The following is a 23,419-nucleotide window of genomic DNA, read 5'->3' on the forward strand; positions in this document are numbered from 1 at the left end:
TTTACATTTCGTTACATTACTATTCAGTTGCTTGAGGCTCCAGCGATGCCCCCTGTCCCTCCTTGGCTCGCCATTGAACACTTGGACAAGCCGTGGATTTTTTGGCCATTGTGCTTGATGGTGCTTCTCAGCAGTATTGTTTTGCGCTGGGGGAAAGTGCAGCAGCAGTGGGCGCGGGTCATTGTCGTTGGCAGTTTAATGGCCGTGATGCTGCATTATCTGCTGTGGCGATCGCTGGCTACCCTCAATCTACGCACCCCCCTAGAAGCTGCCCTCAGTCTTCTCCTATTGGCCATCGAAGTTTTCATGATGGCGGGCTATGGCCTGCAACTCTACCTGCTCTTGCACATCAAAAATCGTCGTCCTGAAGCCGATGCTGCTGCCCTTGCGGTCAAAAGTGGCCACTATCAGCCTTGGGTGGATATTTTTATTCCGACCTACAATGAACCTCTGACGATTTTGCGACGCACGATTGTTGGCTGCCAAGCCCTCGACTATCCCCACAAACGTATCTATGTTCTTGACGATACCCGTCGCCCTGCCCTACGGGAATTGGCCTGTGAACTGGGCTGTGAGTACCTCAGCCGTCCAGACAATCGCCATGCCAAAGCGGGCAACCTGAACCATGCCCTTACGCAGACCAAGGGTGAACTGATTGCGGTCTTTGATGCTGACTTTGTTCCCACTCGAAATTTTCTCACCCGCACTGTGGGCTTTTTTCAGACCCCTGATATCGGCCTTGTCCAAACCTACCAGAGCTTTTACAATCCCGATCCCATTGCCCGTAACCTTGGCCTCGAGGATCACCTACCCCAAGAGGTGGAAATCTTCTCCCGTCATTATCAAGTCCTGCGGGATGGCATTGAAACAGCGCTGTGCTACGGCAGTTCCTTTGTGGTGCGGCGATCGGCCCTCGAGGCCATTGGCGGCTTTGTTACTGAATCCCTCAGCGAGGACTACTACACAGGAATTCAATTGGCGGCAGCAGGTCATCGGTTGATTTACCTGAATGAAAGTCTCAGTGCAGGCTTGTGTGCAGAGGACATGACGGCGCATATTCGTCAACGTCAACGCTGGGCACGGGGCACCCTCCAAGGATTATTCATTGTGGCAAGTCCACTGCGGGTACCCAATCTCACTGGGCTTCAGCGCCTTGCCCACCTAGAGGGGATCACGCAATGGTTTCACAGTCCCATGCGTTTGCTGTTGCTGCTGTTGCCCTTGATTGCCGCCTTTTGGGGTGTCGTCCCCCTTGAAACCACCCTGCGGCAGTGGCTTTACTATTTTGTGCCCTACTACTGGCTGCTGTTGAGTACATTCCGCTGGCTCAATGGTCAAAGTCGCTCTGCCTTGGTATCTGATATTTATGCGGTTCTTCAATGTGTGCCGTTGACATTGACAGTGATTGACACGTTGTTGCGTCCCTTTGGTCGCGGCTTTTGGGTGACTCCCAAGGGGAGTTATCGCGATCGCTACCATTTTCAGTGGCACCTAGCGACACCGCTCCTCGTGCTTTTTCTTCTCTCTGTGGCGGCTGCTGTATTAAATTGGCAGGCATTACACACCAAGGGGCTACTATTGGCTTGGGTCTGGAACCTCTACAATCTGGTAATTCTCGCCCTTGCCCTCTACAGCCTCATCGAACGCCCCCGCCCCGATCCCTATGATTGGCTCAATGTCCAGCAAACCGTTGAACTCCATCTCGCTTGGGATCAAACCACTGCCCTGTGGGGCACGACAATTCGCCTTTCTGAAGGGGGGGCGATCGTGCATCTGCATCAACCCCTCCCCCCCTCCGCAATGGGTGTACCCCTCACCTGTCGGCTTTTGGAGGCAGGCATTGACCTCAGCGGCCAAGTTGTTGATATGCCCAACCCAACGACCCTAGAGATTTACTTTGACCCCCTGACCTTGGCTCAATACCGCCAATTGGTCACCTTACTTTTTTGTGAACCCAACCGTTGGCAATGGCAAAAAGCCCCCAGTGAATTACAAACCCTGTGGCTGCTTCTGCACACTCTCATCTCGCCTCCCCTGAGTCGTCACTGGATGCGGATCACCCGCCCTAGTCAGGCAAAAGCGTGGCATCGAGCCTATAGCTATGCCAATGAAAAATGATTTTTGCCAGCTCTTTGTAACATTAAGCTTATAGGTCTTAAACGAGGGGACTATCCATCCAAAAGCCGTCCACAAATTGCCTAGTTGCTCCATCGCAACGAGTCCACCATTACTCGCTGGCTCAATGTCTATCGTCCAGTGTTGAATTCTGCATTGGCAGTCACTGTCTCTCCTCTGAAAAAAACACTTGAATGGTGCATTGGCTAAGATATAGCTTGGCTAGAGCGACAACACTTTCTTGGAACACTAAAGATGCACCGACACCTCCTCCGAATCTGTATTGCTCTGGTGTTGGTGCTGTCTCTTCAGTCCATTGCTCAAAGTGCCTTACCCGCTGGTGCAGGGGAATTTCTCACAGGTCGCGAGGCCACTTGGCAACGGGAATATGAAGTTTATTTTCAAAATCAATTTACTAGTCGGCGACTCAATCCCTCTGCCATTCAGCGCATTCTCAGGCAAATGTCCAAGCGTACGGGTCGGCGCACAGCTCTTTTGCACTTGGTACCAACGGCCAACGAGATTAAGCTCTTAGTTACCTCTCTACAGGGAGAGCCACTGTTGCTGACTGTGCCAGCAGTGTCGCAAGCTGATCTGATGGCATCGTTCATCTGGCTACCCATGCCTTGTTTCGCCCCGGTCAAGCCCAAGAGTCCTTTATTCAACTGTGGGGCAGTGAAACAGTCACGCTGCAAAACCTCCCCCAACTTAATCTAGAGCAACCCCCTCTCGAACTGCTGGTTTTGAGTGCCTGTCAAACCGCTCTGGGAGACGATCGCGCGGAGTTAGGCTTTGCGGGTCTTGCCCTTCAATCGGGTGCCAAAAGTGCCGTCGCTAGCCTCTGGCAAGTGAGTGATGCGGGTACCCTAGAACTCATGGAACACTTCTATAGCCATCTGCACCACACTGCTAGTAAAGTTGCTGCTCTGCAAAAGGCTCAATTACACCTTCTGAGATATTCAAGATTCCAAGCACCTTATTTTTGGGCAGGCTTTACACTCGTGGGCGCTCCTTGGTAAAGCAATTTTCTGGCCATCGTTTTAAGATTTGTTAGAAGAAAATTTATTTTTGCAAGCAACATCTGAGAAAATTGCATTGAGAGATACAGGATTAAGCACAGATGCATTGGCAAGTGGCTTGGAAAAACGGCATTCGCTATCTTTTGCTGGCACTACTCGCTAGTACGTTGTGGGTCACCCCCGTCTGGGCAACCAGCGCGATCGATATCCCTTTGCCGGAAACAGCGGCCGGGGTCGTTGATGAAGGTAATGTGCTTAGTGCCGTCACCCAAGGCAGTGTCGGGCGATCGCTCCAAGACCTCTCCGAGGCAGCGGGCATCAATGTTCATGTAGTTACACTGCACCGCCTCGACTATGGTGAAACCCCCCAGAGCTTTGTGGATGACCTCTTTAACCAGTGGTTTCCCGATCCTGAGTCCCAAGCCAATCAGGTGATCATTGCCCTCGATACCGTTACCAATGGCACAGCGATTCACTATGGCGAGGCCGTGGCCGAACGCTTGAATCCTGAAACTGCCGAAAGTATTGTCCAAGAAACGATGCGGGTGCCCCTACGGGATGGCAACTACAATCAATCAGTCCTTGACACCGTCGATCGTCTTGCGAAAGTCCTCAAAGGCGAACCGGATCCAGGCCCGCCCGTAGTACGCGAAGTGGTTGTCGAGAAAACCTACAAGAGCAAAGAGGAAACCGACGATCGCTCCGCCACAATTATCGTCGTTGCCCTGCTAATCGCCGCTACAGTGATCCCAATGGTGACATACTTTATGTATCAAGGATCATCGTAGCCAAGCTCCCCTTCCATTTATGAAAATCTATACCTACCACACACCAGAGCGTGTACCAGCCGACTGGCAACCCGACTGTGCCATTGCTGTTGATGTCCTGCGGGCAACCACTACGATCGCCACTGCTCTTGCGGCTGGGGCAGAAGCCGTTCAAGTCTTTAGTGATCTAGCAGAGCTAGAACAAGTGAGTCAGCAGTGGCCGGCAGCCAAGCGGATTCGCGTTGGTGAACGGGGTGGGAAAAAAGTTGCTGGCTTTGACATGGGCAACTCTCCTGCTGAATGCTTGCCAGAGCGGGTAAAAGGATGTCGCCTCTTTATGAGCACCACCAATGGCACCCGTTCCCTTGAGCGAATTCAAGCCAGTCCCCTCGTTCTTGCCGCCGCCCTTGTCAACCGTGCTGCCGTTGCCGAGTTTGTCCAAAAACATCAACCGGAAACCATCTGGATTGTTGGTTCGGGCTGGGAAGGTAGCTATTCCCTCGAAGATACCGTCTGTGCTGGCGCGCTGATTCATCACCTCTGGGGTCAGCAGGATGCCCCCCTCGAAGCCCTTGCGGGTAATGACGAAACTATTGCTGCCACTGCTTTGTACCGCTACTACCAAGATGATCTATTGACCCTCTTTCACCATTCCAGCCACGGGCAGCGCCTGCTCAACCTTGGCAATGAAGCCGATCTCAAATATTGTGCCCAAGTGGATATTCTGGCCATTGTGCCGTGGCAGGTTTCCCCCAAGCTCTTGACTAAGGCCTAGGGCACCACATCCCCACCCAGAGCAAAAAGCCCAACCAGACATTTTCATTGAAGTAACGACCATAGGTCTGAATGGGGAGCGTTGTGGTTTGGGTGTCACGGCGTTCGTGGGTATAAATTTGTAGAGATTGCCGCAGCCAAAAGTAGGTGGTCACGGCCAAGGCCAGCCAAAATCGCCAAGTGAGTCCCGCACTCCAGCCAACAATGATCAGGAACACCACCGTCAGCCCATAAAATAGCGCGATCGCCAAGGGCGCATAGGCACCGAAAAATAAGGCACTGGAATTTACTCTCAGTCGGCGATCGTCGGGGCGATCGGGCATGGCATACACCGTATCAAAGGCCAATGTCCACATCACCACTGCCACCCACAACCACGCGGTGGTCAAGGTTAAGCGTCCCTGTACCGCTGCCCAAGGAATGAGGACAGCAAACCCCCAAGCCACTGCCAAAACGAGTTGCGGAATGGGAAAGACTCGCTTCGCCAAGGGATAGAGCAGAATCACCGGCACTGCGGCCACCGCCAGCCAATACCCCAAGGGAGTGAGGTAAAACGTCAATCCCCAAGCACAGAGGAAGGCAATCACCATCAAGCCCAAGGCCACACTGAGGGAAAGGCGGCGACTGGCTAGGGGGCGGTTTTGAGTCCGCTGCACATGGGGGTCAATATTGCGGTCCCAGCAGTCATTGACAATGCAGCCCGCCGCACTGGTGGCGATCGCCCCCACCGTGATAATCAGCAGCAACTGCAACGACGGCAAGCCCTCACTCGCCAAAGTTAAGGACCACAGCGCCGGAATGAGGAGAATCAAACGACCCGCAGGCTTATGCCACCGCAACAGTTGGGCAATGGCCACCCAAGTTGGCACTGAGGTTCTCGAAACTTGAGAATTCACCACACCGCTCCCACCGTGAATGCCACTACACTTAAAAATCTTAACTTTTCAGGCGATTTTGGGACGTTGCCGCCCCATTTGCCCTAGGTTTCTAGTTAGCCCGTTTGCACTCTGTCGATTTCCCCTTTTATGGCCAGAAAACCCTTTCACTTTTTCCGTAGTGCTGCCCCGCCAGACCCCACACCCCCCGCCGAGGAAGAAGATAACTATCTCGAAGATTACTTCTTTGATGAACCCGGCGCCATGCCCGGTACCCTCAGTATTGAGGCCGATGCGCCACCGCCGACAATTATTCTCATTGACTATCAGCCGGATCAGGCCAGCCGTCGCGTTTTAGAAACGCCGGAAGAATGTGGCCCCTACCTCAGCAGTCCCTCCGTCAGTTGGATAGATGTTCAAGGGATTGGCGATGAAGACGTGATGCGGCGACTTGGCCAAGTTTTTCACCTGCACCCCATTGTCCTTGAAGATATTGTCAATGTCCCCCAGCGCCCCAAAGTTGAGGATCATGACGATTACCTTGTGCTGATTACCCGCATGGTCACCCCCAAGGAAAATGAACACGGCTTTTATACTGAACAAGTGAGCTTTGTCTTGGGGCCGCATTTCTTGCTCACAGTACAAGAAGAACCCGAACGGGATTGTTTTGACATGGTTCGGCAGCGGATTCGCACCAGTCGCGGCATCATTCGTCGCTATGGCCCCGATTATTTAGCCTATGCCCTTTTGGATGCCATTATTGATGGCTTCTACCCGGTTCTAGAAGACTACGGCGAGCGCATTGAGGAATTAGAAGATGCCGTAGTTACCCGTCCTAGTCGCGCCATTCTCGAAGAAGTCCACCAAGTGCGCCGCGAATTACTGGCGCTGCGCCGTGCCATTTGGCCACAACGGGATGCCATCAATGCCATGATTCGCGATCCCAGCCCCCTTCTCTCCGAGGAAGTGCGCATCTACCTACGAGATTGCTATGACCATGCCATTCAAGTGCTAGATATGGTGGAAACCTACCGTGAACTGGCGGCCAGTTTGATGGATGTGTATCTTTCTTCCGTTGGCAATAAAATGAACGAAATTATGAAAATTCTGACGATCATTTCGACCATTTTCATACCGCTGACCTTTATTGTCGGTATCTATGGCATGAACTTTGATCCCGATACCTCCCCTTGGAATATGCCTGAACTGGAGTGGTATTGGGGCTATCCAGCCTGCTGGGCGGTCATGCTTACCGTGGCGGGCAGTTTATTTTTCTTTTTCTGGCGCAAGGGCTGGTTCCAAAGCAGCACCAGTATAGGCTCCCTAGATACTGAACGCTAGTTCCCCATCGACTTTAGAAACTTGCCCCTTGTCCCTTGCGTCAAATTGGCTTAGGGTGGGAAAGCAAAGGGAGTACTTCATATGTAAAAATACTCACTTGTTACGTGCATAAGTTTTGGTGTGAGTTAGGTACTACAGGGCGATCGCCCCTCTCTCCACACGTGAAGAATGGGATTGGGAGAGTTAACCGACTGCAATCAAGCATGAATTAGGAGACTGTATGAAAAGATTGGCACACTTGGGTGTTTTGGCAGGGTTAGTGAGTAGCCTATGGCTAGCACCCGCCATCAGCCGCTATGACATTGCCACTGCCTTGCCCGAAGAACAAGTGTTGCGCATCCTCAACAATGTGCCCATTTTTATGATCACCAATGATAAGGGGGAACCGCTGACCTTTGAGATGCCCAATCCCCAAGATCAAAGCAAGAAAATTCAAGTTTTTACCTTCTTTGTCAATCAGCAGGATGCCCAAACTGCCCTGAACACCATTAAAACCCAGCAACCGGATGTGGGTCGCGTGGCGCGGGTCTCGGCAGCCGCTCTCAGTGGGGCGGTGAAAATTGCCCTCGAAAGCCAAAAAAATCCTGCCATTGGTGTGGACATTATCCCCTCCAGACCACAACTGGAAGCAGCGGTGAATCTGCTCAAACAAAGTGGCGATCTAGTGGAACGCGATGGCAAAATTCTCACCAAGGATGGTAGGCCGTTCATGGGCGGTACCCCCCTCTTTTTCCTAGCAGATAGCAAAACAGGCAACCCCATTGCCATTGAAGCCCAAATGCGCGAAAACGGCCAGACCCGCACCCAGCGGTTTATTCCCTTTTACTTTGATAAAACCCAACTCCAACGGGAAGTGGATCAAGCCCGCCAGCAGCGTCCTGAACTGGCCAAGGATACCGGGATTCGCGTCGTCATGCTGGATAATTTGGTGGCAACCATGTTGAGCACCAACGATCCTGTGGCGGGTCAAATTCAACTGGTACAAACCCCTGAGGCGATTCAGTTTGCCGTGCAACAGAGCGGTGGCAATAATGCCCAGCGACCCAATCAAGCGAATCAACCCGCGTCTCCCCAGCGCCCAAATCAACAGGGGGGCGGTCAAGGCACAAACCGCAACCGCTAAGACACACCCATGCCCTGGCGACACCTGCTAACGGCAATTCTGCTCCTTGGCTTCCTGTGGGGATGTGCCCTGCCTCAAGTGCGAGCAGAGGAGCGCCTGTTTCTGAATGTCGGGGTGGAATTTCGTGGCGAAGTGCAATTAGCCGTTGGCAGCCAGTGGCAGAATACCGAGGTGGGGGGGCTGTCGGGTTTGATCTACGATCCGCGTCAACAGCAGTTCTATGCCATTAGTGACGATCGCCAGCAACCTCGGTTTTACACCCTCGAAATCACTCCCGAAACCATTACCCCCAAGGACGTAACCTTTCTCCAGCAGCCTAATGGTGAGGTGTATCCGCCCAACACTGCCGACACTGAGGGGATTGCGCTGACGCCTGAGGGGCACCTTGTAATTAGCAGTGAAGGGGTAACGGCCACGGCTAGCCCCCCTTGGATCAAAGAGTTTGAGCGCGCGAATGGACGAACCATTGCAGCTCTCCCTATGCCCAAGTACTATCTCGCCAATGGTCAGCAGGGCATTCGCAATAATCTTGGTTTTGAGGCACTGACGCTTTCGCCGGCGGGCGATCGCCTGTTTGTCGGCGTTGAATCGGCCCTTGCCCAAGATGTCCGCCCCAATATCCCCATTTACTGCCGCCTGCTCCATTACCTGCGGGGGGATGTTGCCCCTGTGTTGGTGGCGGAGCATCTCTATCCCTTGGAACCCTCAGAGGCCCTGTTTAATGGCCTCGTGGAGCTACTTGCCCTTGACAATGGTGGCCATTTTCTGAGCTTGGAGCGCACCTATAGTCCGGGAGCAGGGCATGGCATCAAGCTCTTTGAAGTATCCCTAGCGGGGGCGACAGATACCCTTGGCATGGCCACGTTACCGGTTGATCTGCGCACTCTCCGCCCTGTGCAGAAACGGCTGATTTTGGATTTCAAGACGCTGGGGATTCCCTTGACCAATTTGGAGGGGATGAGCTTGGGTCCCCCCTTGGCCGATGGGGCGCGATCGCTCTACATCATTGGCGACAACAACTTTGATGGCAAGACGCCGACCCAAGTCCTGATTTTTGCCTTAACCTTCCAGCGCTAGGCCTCAACGGTCAAGAGTCCCAGTTGTGCTAACAGGCGATCGCCCTCCACATGCTCCTGCATCATTTGTTCGACGCATTTGACTTTAGCGATTTCATGGAGGCGCACCTGACCAAAGGCACGATCCACAATTTCCACGGCTGTTAGGGTGTCTAAGTCCACCGAGAGAATGGGAATTTCCAACTCTTCGGCACGGGCAAGAATCGCAGGGGAAGGCGGCAAATGCCCCGTGAGGATCAGACAGTGGGTGGAGGTCTCCAAGGCCGCCCATTGAATATCGGTGCGATCGCCCCCGGTAATCACCGCCATATTGTTCGCTTTACGGAAATACTTCAAGGCAGCACTGACGTTCATTGCCCCAATGGTGAGTTCTTCTACCAGCAAATCCAAGCGATCCGGACGGCACAAAACTTCGGCATTTAACTGGCGTACCAATTCCTTGACACTGACACTGCGCAGCAACTGACTGCGGGGCAACATACCAAAAACTGGAATTTGGTGTGCCTCGAGATATTGGCGAATGGCAGGCAAGGGTTGGGCTTCAGGTTGGGGAATATCGTTGATGATCACCCCCAATAGGCGATCGCCCAATTCCGACTTGGCGAGGAGGAGCGATTCCACCACCAAGGGGGACTCGTAGCGCACCACCAGTAAAATGGGTGCATCCAACACCGCTGCCATCTGAGCTAACCCCAAATCAAACAGCCGCCCCTCGGCTAATGTGGCTGGCCCTTCGAGGAGCACCAAGTCTTCACTATTGATAGTGTGATAGGCTGCTAGGGCTTGGCGATAATCCTGCTGATCTGTGCCCATGAGCCGTGCCTTGATGGCTTCTGGCGTCAGCGTGAGCAATGTCGGCCGCACATTCTCTAGGTTGAGGGTTTGCTGTAAAAAACTGACATCGGCTTCAGTGTCTTCACTCTCGGTAGCGGGTTGGTAGGTGCCCAAGGGCTTACCATAGGCAATGCGCAGATGGCGATCGCGACAGAGCTTGGCCAAGCCTAAAACCGTTGCCGACTTACCGCTATAGGGCACAATGGAACCAATTAATAAATGCTTCGCCACCGTTTAGTTACTCCTCCCACAACCCCAACCCTGAACACGCTATCCTTAGTCAAGCCGTAACAGCTTACGATAAAACGCTTTTGAAAAATCGGCAATACGATGTTTTTTATAGTTAATAATTACATCAATGAGATGATCCACCAGTTCAAACGTGGTGATGGACATTTCGTACTGGAGATCAGGCGAATTATCAAAGGTCACCGTACAACGGGATAAATCCGCCGGCAAATTGGCGATTGTCCATGTGGCAATAAAATCAACATTGTTACCGCCTTCAATCCCCCGTTGTCCCTCCAACTTCCCCAAACGGTAGAGGGCGATGCCCAAGGGCAGCAGCGGACGTTTCTCAGCACGCATATAGGGGGCAAAGATATTGACTTCCCGGGGGTTGGCAGGCTGAAGCTGATCGAGGGCGGTCATGCAAGAATCCTTGTGTATTCAGTCTCACCGAGTGCTGAGGTCTATTCTACAGGTAGAGCAGGTAGCACGGGAGTCTTCGCTCTAGTAGCGCATTTTGGTTTGGTAACATATAGTTAACATAACTAACGAGCACTGCCTATGGTTTTTGATCCCGGAAACGCTAATTTCTACCAGTCTTCTACGGATGATGGGCAGCCCAATCTGCTCCTGAAGTACCTGCAAAGCCAATCGCCAGAAGTTTTGACCCGTATTGCCCGTTCCGTCAGTCCAGAAATTCGCCAAATTATCAGCCAGAATGTCCAAGGTCTCGTGGGCGGCCTTCCCTCCGAGGATTTTAATGTCCAAATTGCCACCGATCGCGACAACCTTGCGGGGTTATTGGCCTCAGCCATGATGACGGGGTATTTTCTGCGCCAGATAGAACAGCGCATGGAACTGGAAATGAGCCTCGGCGATTTACCTATGCCCTAGGTTCTACCCACATACTTATTGTGAGTCTTGCTTGTGTCCGATCCTTGGCAACAGTTTAAGGCACTGCCTTGGCGATCGCTGGTGCCCACAGGTCTTCTTGTTGCCCTGCTTGCAGCGCTGTTTGATACGGGGCTTTACTATATTGCCGGTGCCGTCGCATCTGTCGGCGAGGCGTTGATCATCCTACTTCAGCCTCCTTTGGGTCTCCTAGTCCGCCTTGGTCTGAGCATTGGCCTTGGAATGGTGGCAGTGATCTCTTTGGAGGTGTGGTTTAACCCAGCGCCGATCTATAGCGGCACCCTCTGGGCGTTATTTCTGTGTGTCCTAATGGCCAGTGTGTTCTTGAGCTTTTTTAGCGGCACATTGGGACTGCGCCCCCTATTTTTTCCACTCACAGAGGTGTTCCTGATTGGCACAGCCGTGGGGATTTTTTGGCAGGGTCGTCGCTACTGGCGGTATTAATTCGCTTCCTCAAGACGAGACGCAGGGAGCTTCGGAACGACGGCACTAATCTCAGGATTGAAGGTGGCATCAAAGGCATCGGCTCCCTGAAACAAATACCACACGGCCTCAATCACACAGGCAATGCGAGCAATGCTACCCAGAGAACCGTAGGGCACCGTCGAAAAGAGTAGCCCCAGCATGAGGTAAACGCCACCCCACAGGGGTTGGCGCAAATAAAACTTATGGAGTCCGGGGAGAAAGATGCCGGCCAAGGCTAAGAGAATGGCGATCGCGCGATTACGGTAGCCCATTATTGCTCACTGTGAATGACTCTAAATGCGATATTCAGTTAATCTTTAGCAAAACGCAACCTTGAGGAGTCTGGATTGCCACAACCACTATCTGTTGCTGTCTTTATTTGCCTAGAATGGCAACCCAATGCCGGGGGACACGTCAAATGTTGGGAACGTTTTGCGGAAGCTGCCAGCCACTACCCAGACTGCGTTGACCTGACCATTTACTTCCTTGGTGCCAAACAGCAAACCCTAGAGGTAGCAGCCAATGTTCGCTACCAATTGCTACCGCCCCAGTTCAGCACGCACTCACTGGAAATTATGCGCCAAGGGGCAGGCGTGACCGATGTAGCTCCCTTGCATTGGGGATTGCGCCGTTATTTACCCCAACATCAGGTGTTTCACATTACGGATACTTTTAGCTTTGCTCAAACGGTGCGCCGCTTTTGTCGCCAGTACCATCGTCCTCTCCTCAGTTCGATTCACACGGATTTGCCCTTATTGACCCGCACCTATTCGCGGGAAATTATTTGGCGCATGAGTGGCCGCAGTTGGGGGCGAGAATTTTGGCGGTGGCTATGGCTGGAGAAATTACAAGTGGATCAGTGGTTTGGTTACCGAGCCGAACGTAAATTAGCGGGCTTTATGCGTGCTAGCGATCGCGTCTTGGTCTCGCGGCAGCAGGATGCCGATTGGCTGCTCACGTTTTTGCCCCCTGAGCGGGTGGCGTGGTTTCAGCGGGGCATCGATCGCGATCGCTTTCATCCGCGATTTCGCAATCCCCAATGGCTACGGGAGGAGTATCACCTGCCAGAGGTGCCGATCGCGCTTTTTGTCGGTCGGGTAGATGCCAGTAAAAATGTGCTCCTGTTAGCGCAGGCAGCTCAAGTGTTAACCAATCAAGGAAAGGCATTCCATGTGTTGATTGTTGGCGAAGGGGCACAGGCTACCCTTGTCAAAGACCTTTTGGGCGATCGCGTCACCCTCACAGGCAAGGTACCCCAGGAAAAATTAGGGGCAATTTATGCCAGCAGTGATCTATTCGTCTTTCCCTCAGAGTCGGAAACAGGGCCCAATGTGGTGGTGGAAGCACGAGCGGCAGGATTACCCGTTGTCATTTCTGGGTTTGATGGCGGGCGCAAATATGTCCAAACCTCAGGGGAGGATGGGGTGGTGGTTTACAGTCGCGACCCCCAAGATTGGGCAGCCGCCATTACCCCGCTGTTAGATGATGCCCACTATCGCCAGCGGATGGGAACACAGGCACACCAGATCACCCAAGCAACGTGCCCCACGTGGCAGGACGCCTTTGAGCAGAGCATTTTGTGCCAATGGGAAGCGGTTGCCCAAGCCTACGGCTGGCCTCAAAAAGCCTGATCCTCTAGGAGAGCCTCTAAAATCAAGGCCATATGGGTCCAGTGGGTTCCCCCCTGACAAAAGACAATATAGGGTGGACGCAAAGGGCCATCGGCAGACAGTTCCGACGTGCTGCCGTCAATAAACGTGCCCCCAGCCATCACTAGATCATCGGCATAGCCGGGCATGGGCGCAGGTACAGGATCAAGATAGGAACCCACCGGGGAGTAACGTTGCAACGTACGGCAAAAGGCAATCAGCTTTTCAGGACTGCCCAATTGGATCGCTTGAATGACATCGCGGCGGGGGGCAAGGGGGGCGGGGTTGACGGGATAACCCAATTGGTCAAAGACATAGGCCAAGAGATGGGCGCACTTGAGGGCTTCGCCGACCATTTGCGGTGCTAAGAACAGCCCTTGAAAGAGCAGACGATGTTGATCAAATGTGGCACCCCCTTCGTGGCCAATCCCCGGTGCCGTGAGGCGATAACTGGCTTGCTCAATGAGATCAGCGCGTCCTGCTAAGTAGCCCCCCGCGGTGGCGATCGTGCCGCCGGGATTTTTAATCAGAGAACCCGCAATCAAATCGGCGCCAACATGGGGCGGTTCTTGGGTCTCGACAAATTCGCCGTAGCAATTATCCACAAAACAAACCACATTGGGATTTTGCCCCTTGATCAGTTGGATCATTTTGCCAATGTCCTCAAGGCTGAGGCTCGGCCGCCATGTATAGCCACAGGAGCGTTGAATGAGCACCATGCGGGTTTGAGGTTGGACACAGGTGGCGATCGCCCCCCAATCCGGTTCGCCCGTACTCAGGAGGGGAATTTCGCGATAGTGAATCCCAAAGTCCTTGAGGGAACCTTGGCCATGACCCCGCAGGCCAATCACCTCTTCTAGGGTGTCGTAGGGGGCACCGGCAAGGGACACCAGTTCATCCCCAGGGCGCAGCACACCAAATAGCGCCGTGGCGATCGCGTGGGTACCAGAAACAAATTGCACCCGCACCAAGGCCGCCTCAGCCCCCATCACCTGCGCAAAAACGCGATCCAGCACCTCACGCCCTAGGTCGCCATGACCATAGCCCGTCATGCTACTGAAGTGATGCACCCCCAGCCGCTGCTGCCGAAACGCCCCTAGAACCCGATCCAAATTTTCCTTAACGCGGCCATCAATTTCGTTAAACGTTGGGGCAAGTGCCTCTTGGGCAGCAGTTACAAGTGGAGTTTTCACGTCGAGACTAATCATTGAGCAACGGCAAGTGTCATAAAGATAAAGACTTAAACCAAAGTCTGAGTCTTGGCAGGATAAATGCGTCCTCGCCACTGCTTAGGGCGTTGCCAAGAGGAGAGGGTAATTCGCAGGGCGGCGAGGGGATCCGCAAGGGGAGACAGCCAAAAGAGCCAGTGCCCTTGACCCGTCTGCCAATCATAGACAGGGGCGATCGCCAGTGTCATGCCGCAGCGGATCAGCACCAGCAAGCCATTGAGCAGTGTCGCCATCTCTAAAGGAAGGCTGGGAGTAGTCATTGCCAGTGCCATCAAGCCCAAAATCAACAGGGGCAACGGTAATCCCTGTACTGCCCAGAGGAAATAGGCATCGCCCCAGAGCTGGGCGGCTGGGGTGGCATCCTTGAGATCCAGCGATCGCCCCCATTCTCGCCATGTTTCCGCCATGCCCTCATACATCCGCACCTTGAGCACCTTGGAGCCATCGCGAAAGGCCACCCGTGCTCCCCTAGCTGCTGCCGCCCGCACTAACGTTACATCATCACAAAAGGAGGAAGCGGCAACCTGGTAGCCGCCCATTGCCTCGAGGCGCGATCGCCGAATGAGTAGGCACTGACCATTGGCCAAAATCCGCTCCGGCTGAGTTTCCACAGCGCGCGCTGCGCCAAAGCGGTAGATCAGCGTCAAGAGCAACGCCGGTTGCAGCCACCATTCACCGCCGGTCTTGAGGATAAAGCGAGGCGAGAGAGAAATCAGATCCAGTTGCTCCTGCTCTGCTGTCGCCAAAAGACTAGCCACAAGGCCGGGTTGCGGTTGGGTATCCGCATCAATGCCCAAAATCCACTCACTATCGGGATGGGCACGACAAAAGCCCGTATGTAAGGCCCAAGGCCGCCCCACCCACCCCGGCGGTAAGGGGGGATCAAACTCCAGTCGCAGACGCGGATCGCGGTGTTGCGCTGCCTGCACAATCTCAGCCGTGCCATCTTGGGAATGACTATCAACAATCAGAATTTCCCGCACCTCGTAGCCTTGACGCATTAAGCCCTCTAAACAGGGTTGCAACCGCTGTGCCTCATTGAGGGTGGGGACAACAATTGAGACTTTGGCTAAGTTCTCTGGGCGGGAGGGCTGGGGGGTTAAGGGAGTCGGTCGTCGCCAACCTAGCCCTAAACGGGCGATTAAAACAGCTGCCCAAGGTGCCTGTGCCAGGATCGCGGCGCTGGCGATCGCTGCTATGCCAACTGCAACGGTACTCAATTTTCTTCTGCCTCGTCCTCTGCTGGCGAATTTTCGGGGGGCGGAACGTCCTCTGGAGACAGTTTCAGCCGTTTAATCGGTAAATTGGCAATCAAAGCCGTTGTCCGCTGATCCGACTCTAGGGAAACCGCTAGCCCCTCCGTTTCTAGCTCCACATAGCGGGAGACCACCTCTAAAATATCGCGCCGCAGATTGTCCAAAATTTGCGGTGTCAGGGCCGTGCGATCGTGGGCAAGAACTAACTTTAAACGCTCCTTGGCAGTGGTGCGACTGGGGGGAGTACGGGTAAACAGCCGCTCTAAAAGTTCACTGATCATCCCTTTGCCCCAAACAAGCGTCGAATGCGACCAAAGAGTCCACCGCTTGCCGCCTCTAAATCAAGAAACTCAACCTTTTCCCCCTCCAAGCGACGGGCAATATTCATAAAGGCCTGCCCCGCTAGGGACAGCGACTCTGCCAAGACCAAGGGTTCCCCTTTGTTGGTGGAAACAATCACCTTCTCATCCTCGGGGACAATGCCAATCAGGGGAATCGAGAGAATTTCTTGGACATCTTCGACGGACATCATATCGTTGGCAGCCACCATTGCTGGGCGTAAGCGATTCAAAATGAGATGGCTATTGCGAATGCGGTAGGCCTCCAGCAGGCCAATCACGCGATCGGCATCCCGTACAGCGGCAATTTCTGGCGTGGTCACCACCAAGGCTTCCTGCGCAGGGGCAATGGCATTGCGAAATCCCGCCTCGATCCCCGCTGGACAATCAATGAGCACGTAATCATAGTGCTTGCTCAGGGCTGAGGCCAACTGTCGCATCTGTTCTGGGGTAATGGCATCCTTATTGCGGCTTTGGGCTGCGGGCAGCAACACCAGCCTATTCAGGCGTTTATCGCGCACAAGGGCTTGATCCAAGCGACACTGCCCGGTCAGCACATCAATGGCGGTGTAAACCACGCGATTTTCCAAGCCGAGTAGTAGGTCAAGGTTACGCAAGCCAAAGTCGGCGTCAATGAGCACCACCGATCGCCCCAATTTGGCCAAAGCCACACCAATATTGGCACTGGCGGTTGTTTTCCCCACGCCCCCTTTGCCCGAGGTAATGACAATCGTGCGCCCCATTGAACTCCCTAGGAATTGGCTTACTAGAATAGATTATCTCAAGGTGCCTCGGATACGGCGAAGGCTCGCCCCCAAGTATCGGCGGGGGCAATCTGAATCCCTTGGTCTGTGGCGTAGGCCACCTCTGGATAAGGCGGGTTTGGCGGCTCTGGGGTACGTGCCAACAGATCAGCAATCCGTAACTGTGTGGCTGCCATTTCAAGGGTCATAATCCGTGCCCCCCGATTGCCCTTGGCACCGGCGTGGGCGATACCGCGTAATCGCCCCCAGACGATAATATCGCCGGCAGCAATGATACTGGCTCCTGCATTGACATCGCCAACAATCACCACAGTGGCGTCATGGTGAATTTCCATGCCTGATCGCAGGGTTGTTTTCAAGTAAAGGGGGTTGGCCATGGGGTCTGAGTCCCCCTCAGTCTCTTTTGCAATTAAGGGTGGCAGTTCCCCCTGCTGGACACTGTAGCCAAGGGTAGCGGCAGCGATCGCCGTCTGGCGGCGTTCGGTAATAATCTTGTCCATTCGCAACTGATGCTCGCTGAGAGCCTCGGCCAACTGTTGAAGCTGTGACTGATCTAAAAGCCGCTGTCCGCAGGCACAATCTACGGGTAAGGTCTCTGACCAGAGGTGTTCTTGACCGACAAGGTAAAGTTGCAACTGCGGCCACAGGTCAATCCAGTCTAAATCGGCCGGCAACGTGAGTCGGTAGCGCCCTCCACAGTGTTCTAAAGCAAGGCCGCTGACAATGGGTGTGCTTTGCTCCACCTCAAGAGTTACCGCAGGGCTTTCAGCAGGTTCCTCTACGGGGGTTGACTCAGACTCACTCATGGTTTTTCCACTCGCAGTCGCTGTGTAATCAGAACCATGCCCGTATCGCGAATTAAGGCCACAGAGACCCAGCGATTACCGGCTTCTTGAGGCGCACGTCCCACCTTAAAAATCCCGCCCGCAGAGAGGAGTTCCAATTTGACGGGGCTAGGATTGGCGTAGGTTTGGGCGTTGATGGGCTGATCGCTGGCGGCGCCAAGGAGAATGGCATTGCCAATGGGTTCTTGCACAATCGCATCAAGGCTAAACTCTTCACCCGCACGCACGGCTTGGGGGAGGGAGAATTGCACCGTAGGCGGTGTCGCACCAATCGTGATCGTAGTTTTTTCGCTGGTAATGTCTTGGCGGATGATTTTGCCGTTGCGGATGACTTGGGTGGCTTGCAGGTTGCCACGAATGTTTTGCGGGCGATCGCTCGTGCCGCCGGCTCCTTCAATGGTTGTACTAATCTCTAGAATCCACTCATTTCCCTGCTGTTGCCAACGGTTCACCGTCGTGCGGTAGCGGATGTCACGGTAGGGTTGCCAAAACGTCGGCAGTTGTTTGCGCAAAATTTCAAGGGTGAGGCCGTCCCCTGTTTTGAACTCAGGGTCATAAAAGGCTAGCACTGCCTCTAGATTCTTTTGACTGGCTGCTGTATCCAACCCGTTAAGGAGGGATTGCAACGATTCTGGCAGAGCAGCCGGAGTGGCTTGCGCGAGGGGAGCCGCCCAAGTCTGCTCCTGTATCCCCCCACAGATCACTGCCAAGCCAAGAACTGAAACCAAAAAAGAGCGACGCATCATTCACTGCCTTTGCGACTCGTTTGCCATTAAGGTCTATTCATCAAAATTGGCGGAGTTATCTTGCTCGTCAGTGGGAGGACGATCCAAGGGTTGATAGGGCACATATTCACTGCCATCCGTTGTGCCTTCCGGACGGGGGCGGGGGGGTCGCCGTCGCACAGGGCGATCGCTCACTTCCGCAGTTTCCGTAATCGGCGGCGGCGGTCGGCGGGTTGGCCGGCGGGTTGTCGGTGTTGGTGGACGATAGGGTTCATCGACAATCTCATCTGCCGGTGGTGGGGTCGGTCGCGGACGCCTTGAAGGGGGACGCCGAACACTGGGGCGGCTAGGGGGTGGGCTACTGCGGCGTGAGGGTAAACGTCCGACCGGGGGGGCATCCTCTACATCCTCGTCTTCATAGCGCGATCGCGACACCTCACGACTGCCCCGAATTCGCCGCAGGGGTGGGTAATCCTCCTCCTCTTCCTCTTCATCCTCGTAGGGTTCGAGTTCCTCCAGCTCCGCTCGATAGGTGTAGCTACGGCTCACGGGTCGCTCTTCATCCACAATCGGGGTATTTCGCCGCGCCTGCTCGGTGGCCACCCGTCGTAGCCGAATACTCTCGTAGGCAAAAAAGGCAGCGGTGCCTGTTAGTAGAAACTGGCCAAAGAGCAGAATTGGATCGAGGCGCCACCCTTGGAAAAAGAGAATCCCACCGCACAGAAGAGCCACTGCGGCGAAGAAAATATCGTGATCTCGCGCTAACTCTGGCTGAACCGAGCGCAGAAAATAGAGGAGCGCCCCCGCAACCGCTAGGCCAATGCCCAAAATACCAGCAGGCCCAAGCCCGACATTAACAATTTGACCAAGGAGGGGGGAAAAGGAAAGATACGTCATTTAACCGGTTGATTGAAGGGGCAAAATAAAAGACAGAGTCACAGCGCTATGGCCATGACTCTATTTTAGCGATGATTGCAAAGCCCACCAGCTGCTTGGCTGCCTATGAAGAACGCTGCACTTTATCAATTTGACTAATGGTGATCAAAGCAGCGAAGGTTAAACCCAGCACCACCGCGCCGGACAATAGCCCAATAAAGAAACCTTTAAGAGAAGGGGTAATGGTCAACAGTAGAGGGTACGCAGAATGAATCATGGCTGTTGCTTGCAGGTCAAAGTGAACACTAGGATTTTAACAAAATCTGGCTTCGCTGCTATTAGACCCAGTGTCGCCAAGCTCGGAGTCGCGTCAGTAGCCGCTGCTGAAGGCGTTCCCAAAACGCAAAGGAAAGGACGCCTCGGGATTGCTCTCGTGGGACTAAGCCGATATTTGCCCCGACCGGTCTGAGCGATCGCCCCATGGCCATCGCCGCTTCGCGAGCCTCTTCTCTAGGAGGAATAAACGTGAGGGTGGGAGCGGGTAGCCAACGCGCCAGTTCGCAATAGCGATCGCGGGGATGATTTTTTACTTGTCCCTGCACCACCAACGTCGTCGATTCGCCACCATCCACCGCCGTTGCATCAGTGACGCCCTGCTCCAGTAAAAACGCCTGAAGCTGTGGAAAGGAGAGCCCCGGCGAACCACCATTGCCCCGCCCATCGCTGACGACGAAAATATATTCATTGCCCCGTCTGCCGAGAATCGCCTTAGGAGAAGTGCGATCGCTGTCATCCACAGGTAGCTTCCTGCCGCCCTCTAAAAGCTGCTGCGAGCCACTCACCACATGAAACGGCTGCGCAGGTAAGCTGCCTCGGTAAAACTCCATCCCCCCTTGAGCCGGGAAATGCACAATCGCTAAATAGCCCCCCTCATAGGGACGCACCACCTGACCATTCACGATGTAGGCTCCGAGAACCCCCGCTGGAATCGTGCCTCGACCGCTTAAGCAGGTCTGCCGTAGTGCCCCATAGTCAATACCCTCAGGCTTTAATTCCCCCATAACCCATTTCTGATAGTCCTGAAAGGAACGCAGGGAATTCGCATTTAACCAGCGGAAGAAATTCGTATTCATCGCTGCCACAGCTCCCGTCCGCCGCGCAAAAGCCGCTGTCGTTTCTAAATAGGTATCTTGGCCATTGGGGGCAGGTTCTGTCATGACCACCCGATAATCCGCCATCGGCGCAGCCACCATATATACCTGCGTTTGATCCACTCTATGGGTCGAGTACTGAAGAGTGGCTAATGAGAGGCCAACCCAAGGCAACACACTCAGCATCTATTTTCCTCCAGCACAGCCTTCAGTTTCGGTGGGCTATCTCTAACCTAGGACGCAAAAACAGATGATTCTGTCCCCAAGCTGCTTTAAGGATAGTGAATAAATCAACATAAATCTTTAGGTTCTTTTAACCCACATCCTTGGGGAATCTGCCTAGGATCAGGGTGGGATTTTCTGGACGCTTTGGCACCATGGAACAAATACCCGCTTCAATTTGGACACTCACCGCTGGCATTGTTGTTACCCTGATTAGCTTCTGGGTTGGTCATCACCATGGCCTCCTGCCGGAACAGGCCTCTGAGCAGGCTCCCTTGGTGGATAACTTCTTTGACATTATGCTCACAATTGGTACCGCTCTCTTTTTGGTGGTACAGGGTGCGATCATCCTCTTTGTGATTCGCTATCGCCGCCGTGCCGGTGAGGAAGGGGATGGCCTACCCATAGAGGGCAACTTACCCCTAGAGGCCTTCTGGACGGCCATTCCTGCCCTGATTGTGATTTTCCTTGGTATCTACAGCGTGGATATTTTCCAGCGCATGGGGGGACTGAATCCGGGGGATCATGCTCTGCACTCCATGCACACCCCTAAACCAGCAGTGGCGGTTGTTGCCGAAGCCCCCTCAAAAACCACCAGCGATGCAACTGCCCTTTTAGCAGCAGCGCCAACCCCTGAAATTGGCATTGGTGCCAGCCCCGATGTTCAAGGCAAAGCCCCAGACGTAGTGGTGGATGTGGCGGGTATGCAGTATGCATGGATTTTCACCTACCCCGACAGTGGCATTGTCTCCGGCGAATTGCATATCCCAGTGGGCAAGGATGTCCAATTGAACCTCTCCGCACGGGATGTGATCCATTCCTTTTGGGTGCCGCAGTTTCGCTTGAAGCAGGATGCGATTCCGGGTGTGCCCACTGAACTGCGCTTTAAGGCTACCAAGGTCGGGACATACCCCGTCGTCTGTGCTGAACTCTGTGGTGGCTACCACGGTGCCATGCGCACGCAGGTGATCGTGCATACTCCAGAGGATTTTGAAGCGTGGCGTAGTCAAAACCAAGCGATCGCAACGACTCCCGTGATCCCCTCCCTGAGCGATCGCCATGTCGAGGAGATGGGCGTCACCCCCCAATTGGTGGCGCAAGTAGAAGCAATGACCCACCACCATTCTCCGTCAAAGCTGTAGTTTTCTTCCTACTGTTGCATTCTTGAGAGAGTTATGGCGCAAGCACAACTGCCGCTAGATACCCCCTTGTCGCTCCCTGAGCATCCCAAGGCGTGGAAGTGGTACGACTATTTCACCTTTAATGTTGATCACAAGGTAATTGGCATTCAATATTTGGTCACCGCCTTTATCTTTTACTTGATTGGCGGACTGATGGCGGTGGCCATGCGCACGGAGCTGGCAACGGCAGATTCAGATTTTCTCAATCCCAATCTCTACAATGCTTTCATGACCAACCACGGCACCATTATGATTTTCTTTTGGGTGGTGCCAGCGGCCATTGGTGGCTTTGGCAATTACTTGGTGCCCCTGATGATTGGGGCGCGGGACATGGCCTTTCCCCGCTTGAATGCCTTAGCCTTTTGGCTGAACCCGCCGGCGGGGGCATTACTCTTGGCCAGTTTCCTGTTTGGCGGTGCCCAAGCGGGTTGGACCTCCTATCCGCCCTTGAGTACGATCACGGCCACTACTGCCCAGAGTATGTGGATTCTGGCGATCGTCCTTGTGGGTACCTCCTCGATCATGGGATCGGTGAATTTCATCGTCACCATCTGGAAGATGAAAGTGCCTAGTATGCGCTGGGATCAATTGCCCCTCTTTTGCTGGGCCATGCTAGCTACCTCTCTGCTGGCTCTAGTGTCAACGCCCGTGCTGGCGGTAGGGCTGATTTTGCTGCTGTTTGATATTAACTTTGGCACCTCGTTTTACAAACCCGATGCCGGTGGGAACGTTGTCATTTACCAGCACCTTTTCTGGTTTTACTCTCACCCGGCGGTGTACCTGATGATTTTGCCGATCTTTGGCATTATGTCTGAGGTGATTCCGGTTCATGCCCGTAAGCCTATCTTTGGCTATCAGGCGATCGCCTACTCCAGTTTGGCCATCTGCTGCGTGGGTCTCTTTGTCTGGGTACACCATATGTTCACCAGTGGTACGCCCCCTTGGATGCGGATGTTCTTCACGATTTCGACACTGATTGTGGCGGTGCCGACAGGAGTAAAAATCTTTAGTTGGGTCGCCACCCTCTGGGGGGGCAAGATTCGCCTCAACAGTGCCATGCTCTTTGCCATTGGCCTACTGTCGATGTTTGTCCTTGGTGGCCTCAGTGGTGTGACCTTGGGGACTGCCCCCGTGGATATTCACGTCCACGACACCTACTATGTGGTGGCACATTTCCACTATGTCCTCTTTGGGGGCTCCGTGTTTGGTCTCTATGCGGGGATTTACCACTGGTTCCCCAAAATGACAGGACGGCTCCTCGATGAGCGCTTAGGGATTCTCCACTTTGTGCTGACCTTTATTGGCACGAACTTGACCTTTTTGCCGATGCATGAGTTGGGTCTTAAAGGGATGCCCCGCCGCGTGGCCATGTACGATCCCCAGTTTGAGCCAATTAATCTCATCTGTACGATTGGTGCCTTTGTCCTAGCTTTCTCAATTATTCCTTTCCTGATTAACATCATTTGGAGCTGGAATAAGGGCAAAATTGCCGGCGATAACCCTTGGGGCGGTCTCAGCTTAGAGTGGACGACCAGTTCACCGCCGCTGATTGAAAACTGGGAAGTGCTGCCTGTGGTCACCAAAGGTCCCTACGACTACGGCATTGAGCAGCGCAAGGAAAGCACTGATGAGGATGAGGACGAGGAAGAGTAGG

25 protein-coding genes are annotated in these 23,419 nt (G+C 53.9%); 12 read left to right on the forward strand and 13 right to left on the reverse strand.

The features are described 5' to 3' along the window. The first annotated feature begins 45 nt into the window (after positions 1-45). The 4 genes from RHI63_RS06725 to RHI63_RS06740 all read left to right on the forward strand — a co-directional run bounded on the left by RHI63_RS06725 (position 46) and on the right by RHI63_RS06740 (position 4,676). Positions 46-2,118, forward strand: coding sequence for a glycosyltransferase (locus tag RHI63_RS06725; protein ID WP_206199500.1), 2,073 nt, complete (start codon positions 46-48; stop codon positions 2,116-2,118). A 623-nt stretch (positions 2,119-2,741) separates the two neighbouring features. Then, a complete protein-coding gene (locus RHI63_RS06730) occupies positions 2,742-3,134 on the forward strand; it encodes a CHAT domain-containing protein (protein ID WP_255521427.1) in 393 nt (130 codons plus the stop codon). Between the two features lie 101 nt (positions 3,135-3,235). Next, complete coding sequence (psb32, locus tag RHI63_RS06735) at positions 3,236-3,922, forward strand: photosystem II repair protein Psb32 (protein ID WP_310744382.1); 687 nt, start codon at positions 3,236-3,238, stop codon at positions 3,920-3,922. A 19-nt stretch (positions 3,923-3,941) separates the two neighbouring features. Continuing rightward, positions 3,942-4,676, forward strand: a complete 735-nt coding sequence (locus RHI63_RS06740; RefSeq protein WP_149818073.1) for a 2-phosphosulfolactate phosphatase family protein — start codon at positions 3,942-3,944, stop codon at positions 4,674-4,676. Here the strand turns inward: RHI63_RS06740 and RHI63_RS06745 are convergent. Next, on the reverse strand, positions 4,666-5,544 hold the full coding sequence (locus RHI63_RS06745; protein ID WP_310821375.1) for a 4-hydroxybenzoate solanesyltransferase: 879 nt from the start codon (positions 5,542-5,544) through the stop codon (positions 4,666-4,668). The genes RHI63_RS06740 and RHI63_RS06745 overlap by 11 nt on opposite strands. 156 nt (positions 5,545-5,700) lie before the next feature. Between RHI63_RS06745 and corA the strand changes: the two genes are divergently transcribed. The 3 genes from corA to RHI63_RS06760 all read left to right on the forward strand — a co-directional run bounded on the left by corA (position 5,701) and on the right by RHI63_RS06760 (position 9,091). Further along, on the forward strand, positions 5,701-6,891 hold the full coding sequence (gene corA, locus RHI63_RS06750) for a magnesium/cobalt transporter CorA (RefSeq protein WP_206199502.1): 1,191 nt from the start codon (positions 5,701-5,703) through the stop codon (positions 6,889-6,891). A gap of 220 nt (positions 6,892-7,111) precedes the next feature. After that, complete coding sequence (locus RHI63_RS06755; protein WP_206199503.1) at positions 7,112-8,014, forward strand: Tic22 family protein; 903 nt, start codon at positions 7,112-7,114, stop codon at positions 8,012-8,014. Positions 8,015-8,023: 9 nt separating this feature from the next. Beyond that, positions 8,024-9,091 (forward strand): esterase-like activity of phytase family protein, encoded by a 1,068-nt coding sequence (locus tag RHI63_RS06760; protein WP_310821376.1) that lies wholly within the window; start codon positions 8,024-8,026, stop codon positions 9,089-9,091. Here RHI63_RS06760 and RHI63_RS06765 read toward each other — a convergent pair. Together RHI63_RS06765 and ebsA are read right to left on the reverse strand one after the other, a co-directional pair. Continuing rightward, the gene (locus tag RHI63_RS06765) at positions 9,088-10,155 is read right to left on the reverse strand and encodes a phosphotransacetylase family protein (protein ID WP_310800627.1); all 1,068 of its coding nucleotides are present in this window, start codon (positions 10,153-10,155) and stop codon (positions 9,088-9,090) included. The two genes, RHI63_RS06760 and RHI63_RS06765, sit on opposite strands and share 4 nt — an antisense overlap. Before the next feature lie 45 nt (positions 10,156-10,200). Further along, a complete protein-coding gene (ebsA, locus tag RHI63_RS06770) occupies positions 10,201-10,575 on the reverse strand; it encodes a type IV pilus biogenesis protein EbsA (RefSeq protein ID WP_206199506.1) in 375 nt (124 codons plus the stop codon). A 138-nt stretch (positions 10,576-10,713) separates the two neighbouring features. On the opposite strand from ebsA, the gene RHI63_RS06775 reads away from it, so the two are divergent. Both RHI63_RS06775 and RHI63_RS06780 read left to right on the forward strand, forming a co-directional pair. After that, on the forward strand, positions 10,714-11,046 hold the full coding sequence (locus RHI63_RS06775; RefSeq protein ID WP_206199507.1) for a DUF760 domain-containing protein: 333 nt from the start codon (positions 10,714-10,716) through the stop codon (positions 11,044-11,046). 33 nt (positions 11,047-11,079) lie between these two features. After that, on the forward strand, positions 11,080-11,508 hold the full coding sequence (locus tag RHI63_RS06780) for a hypothetical protein (RefSeq protein WP_206199508.1): 429 nt from the start codon (positions 11,080-11,082) through the stop codon (positions 11,506-11,508). Here RHI63_RS06780 and RHI63_RS06785 read toward each other — a convergent pair. Next, complete coding sequence (locus RHI63_RS06785) at positions 11,505-11,801, reverse strand: TM2 domain-containing protein (RefSeq protein WP_225901511.1); 297 nt, start codon at positions 11,799-11,801, stop codon at positions 11,505-11,507. The genes RHI63_RS06780 and RHI63_RS06785 overlap by 4 nt on opposite strands. A 75-nt stretch (positions 11,802-11,876) precedes the next feature. Between RHI63_RS06785 and RHI63_RS06790 the strand changes: the two genes are divergently transcribed. After that, positions 11,877-13,160 carry a glycosyltransferase gene (locus tag RHI63_RS06790; protein ID WP_310742797.1) on the forward strand — a complete coding sequence of 428 codons (1,284 nt, stop codon included), beginning with the start codon at positions 11,877-11,879 and terminating at the stop codon, positions 13,158-13,160. Here the strand turns inward: RHI63_RS06790 and RHI63_RS06795 are convergent. The 9 genes from RHI63_RS06795 to RHI63_RS06835 form a co-directional block, all read right to left on the reverse strand. After that, entirely contained in the window at positions 13,148-14,371 is a 1,224-nt protein-coding gene (locus RHI63_RS06795) for a methionine gamma-lyase family protein (protein ID WP_255521428.1), read from the reverse strand. The two genes, RHI63_RS06790 and RHI63_RS06795, sit on opposite strands and share 13 nt — an antisense overlap. A 47-nt stretch (positions 14,372-14,418) precedes the next feature. After that, complete coding sequence (gene cruG / locus RHI63_RS06800; RefSeq protein WP_255521429.1) at positions 14,419-15,627, reverse strand: 2'-O-glycosyltransferase CruG; 1,209 nt, start codon at positions 15,625-15,627, stop codon at positions 14,419-14,421. After that, on the reverse strand, positions 15,624-15,944 hold the full coding sequence (gene minE / locus RHI63_RS06805; protein WP_206199511.1) for a cell division topological specificity factor MinE: 321 nt from the start codon (positions 15,942-15,944) through the stop codon (positions 15,624-15,626). The genes cruG and minE overlap by 4 nt, the downstream gene beginning before the upstream one ends. Continuing rightward, on the reverse strand, positions 15,941-16,744 hold the full coding sequence (gene minD, locus RHI63_RS06810; protein WP_206199512.1) for a septum site-determining protein MinD: 804 nt from the start codon (positions 16,742-16,744) through the stop codon (positions 15,941-15,943). The genes minE and minD overlap by 4 nt, the downstream gene beginning before the upstream one ends. Positions 16,745-16,782: 38 nt before the next feature. Continuing rightward, complete coding sequence (gene minC, locus RHI63_RS06815) at positions 16,783-17,571, reverse strand: septum site-determining protein MinC (protein WP_310821377.1); 789 nt, start codon at positions 17,569-17,571, stop codon at positions 16,783-16,785. Continuing rightward, complete coding sequence (locus RHI63_RS06820) at positions 17,568-18,356, reverse strand: nuclear transport factor 2 family protein (RefSeq protein WP_225901512.1); 789 nt, start codon at positions 18,354-18,356, stop codon at positions 17,568-17,570. The genes minC and RHI63_RS06820 overlap by 4 nt, the downstream gene beginning before the upstream one ends. A gap of 33 nt (positions 18,357-18,389) precedes the next feature. Beyond that, positions 18,390-19,232 carry a Ycf66 family protein gene (locus tag RHI63_RS06825; RefSeq protein WP_206199514.1) on the reverse strand — a complete coding sequence of 281 codons (843 nt, stop codon included), beginning with the start codon at positions 19,230-19,232 and terminating at the stop codon, positions 18,390-18,392. Between the two features lie 103 nt (positions 19,233-19,335). Next, the gene (locus RHI63_RS06830) at positions 19,336-19,488 is read right to left on the reverse strand and encodes a photosystem II reaction center X protein (protein ID WP_149818106.1); all 153 of its coding nucleotides are present in this window, start codon (positions 19,486-19,488) and stop codon (positions 19,336-19,338) included. 61 nt (positions 19,489-19,549) lie between these two features. Beyond that, complete coding sequence (locus tag RHI63_RS06835; protein ID WP_310742799.1) at positions 19,550-20,464, reverse strand: phosphodiester glycosidase family protein; 915 nt, start codon at positions 20,462-20,464, stop codon at positions 19,550-19,552. Between the two features lie 275 nt (positions 20,465-20,739). Here RHI63_RS06835 and RHI63_RS06840 point away from each other — a divergent pair, with 275 nt between their 5' ends. After that, positions 20,740-21,726 (forward strand): cytochrome c oxidase subunit II, encoded by a 987-nt coding sequence (locus tag RHI63_RS06840; protein WP_310438328.1) that lies wholly within the window; start codon positions 20,740-20,742, stop codon positions 21,724-21,726. 33 nt (positions 21,727-21,759) lie between these two features. Further along, a complete protein-coding gene (gene ctaD / locus RHI63_RS06845; RefSeq protein WP_206199517.1) occupies positions 21,760-23,418 on the forward strand; it encodes a cytochrome c oxidase subunit I in 1,659 nt (552 codons plus the stop codon). Position 23,419: the final 1 nt, after the last annotated feature.

It is taken from the genome of Thermosynechococcus sp. GLH187 (assembly GCF_031583395.1).
Lineage (GTDB): Bacteria > Cyanobacteriota > Cyanobacteriia > Thermosynechococcales > Thermosynechococcaceae > Thermosynechococcus.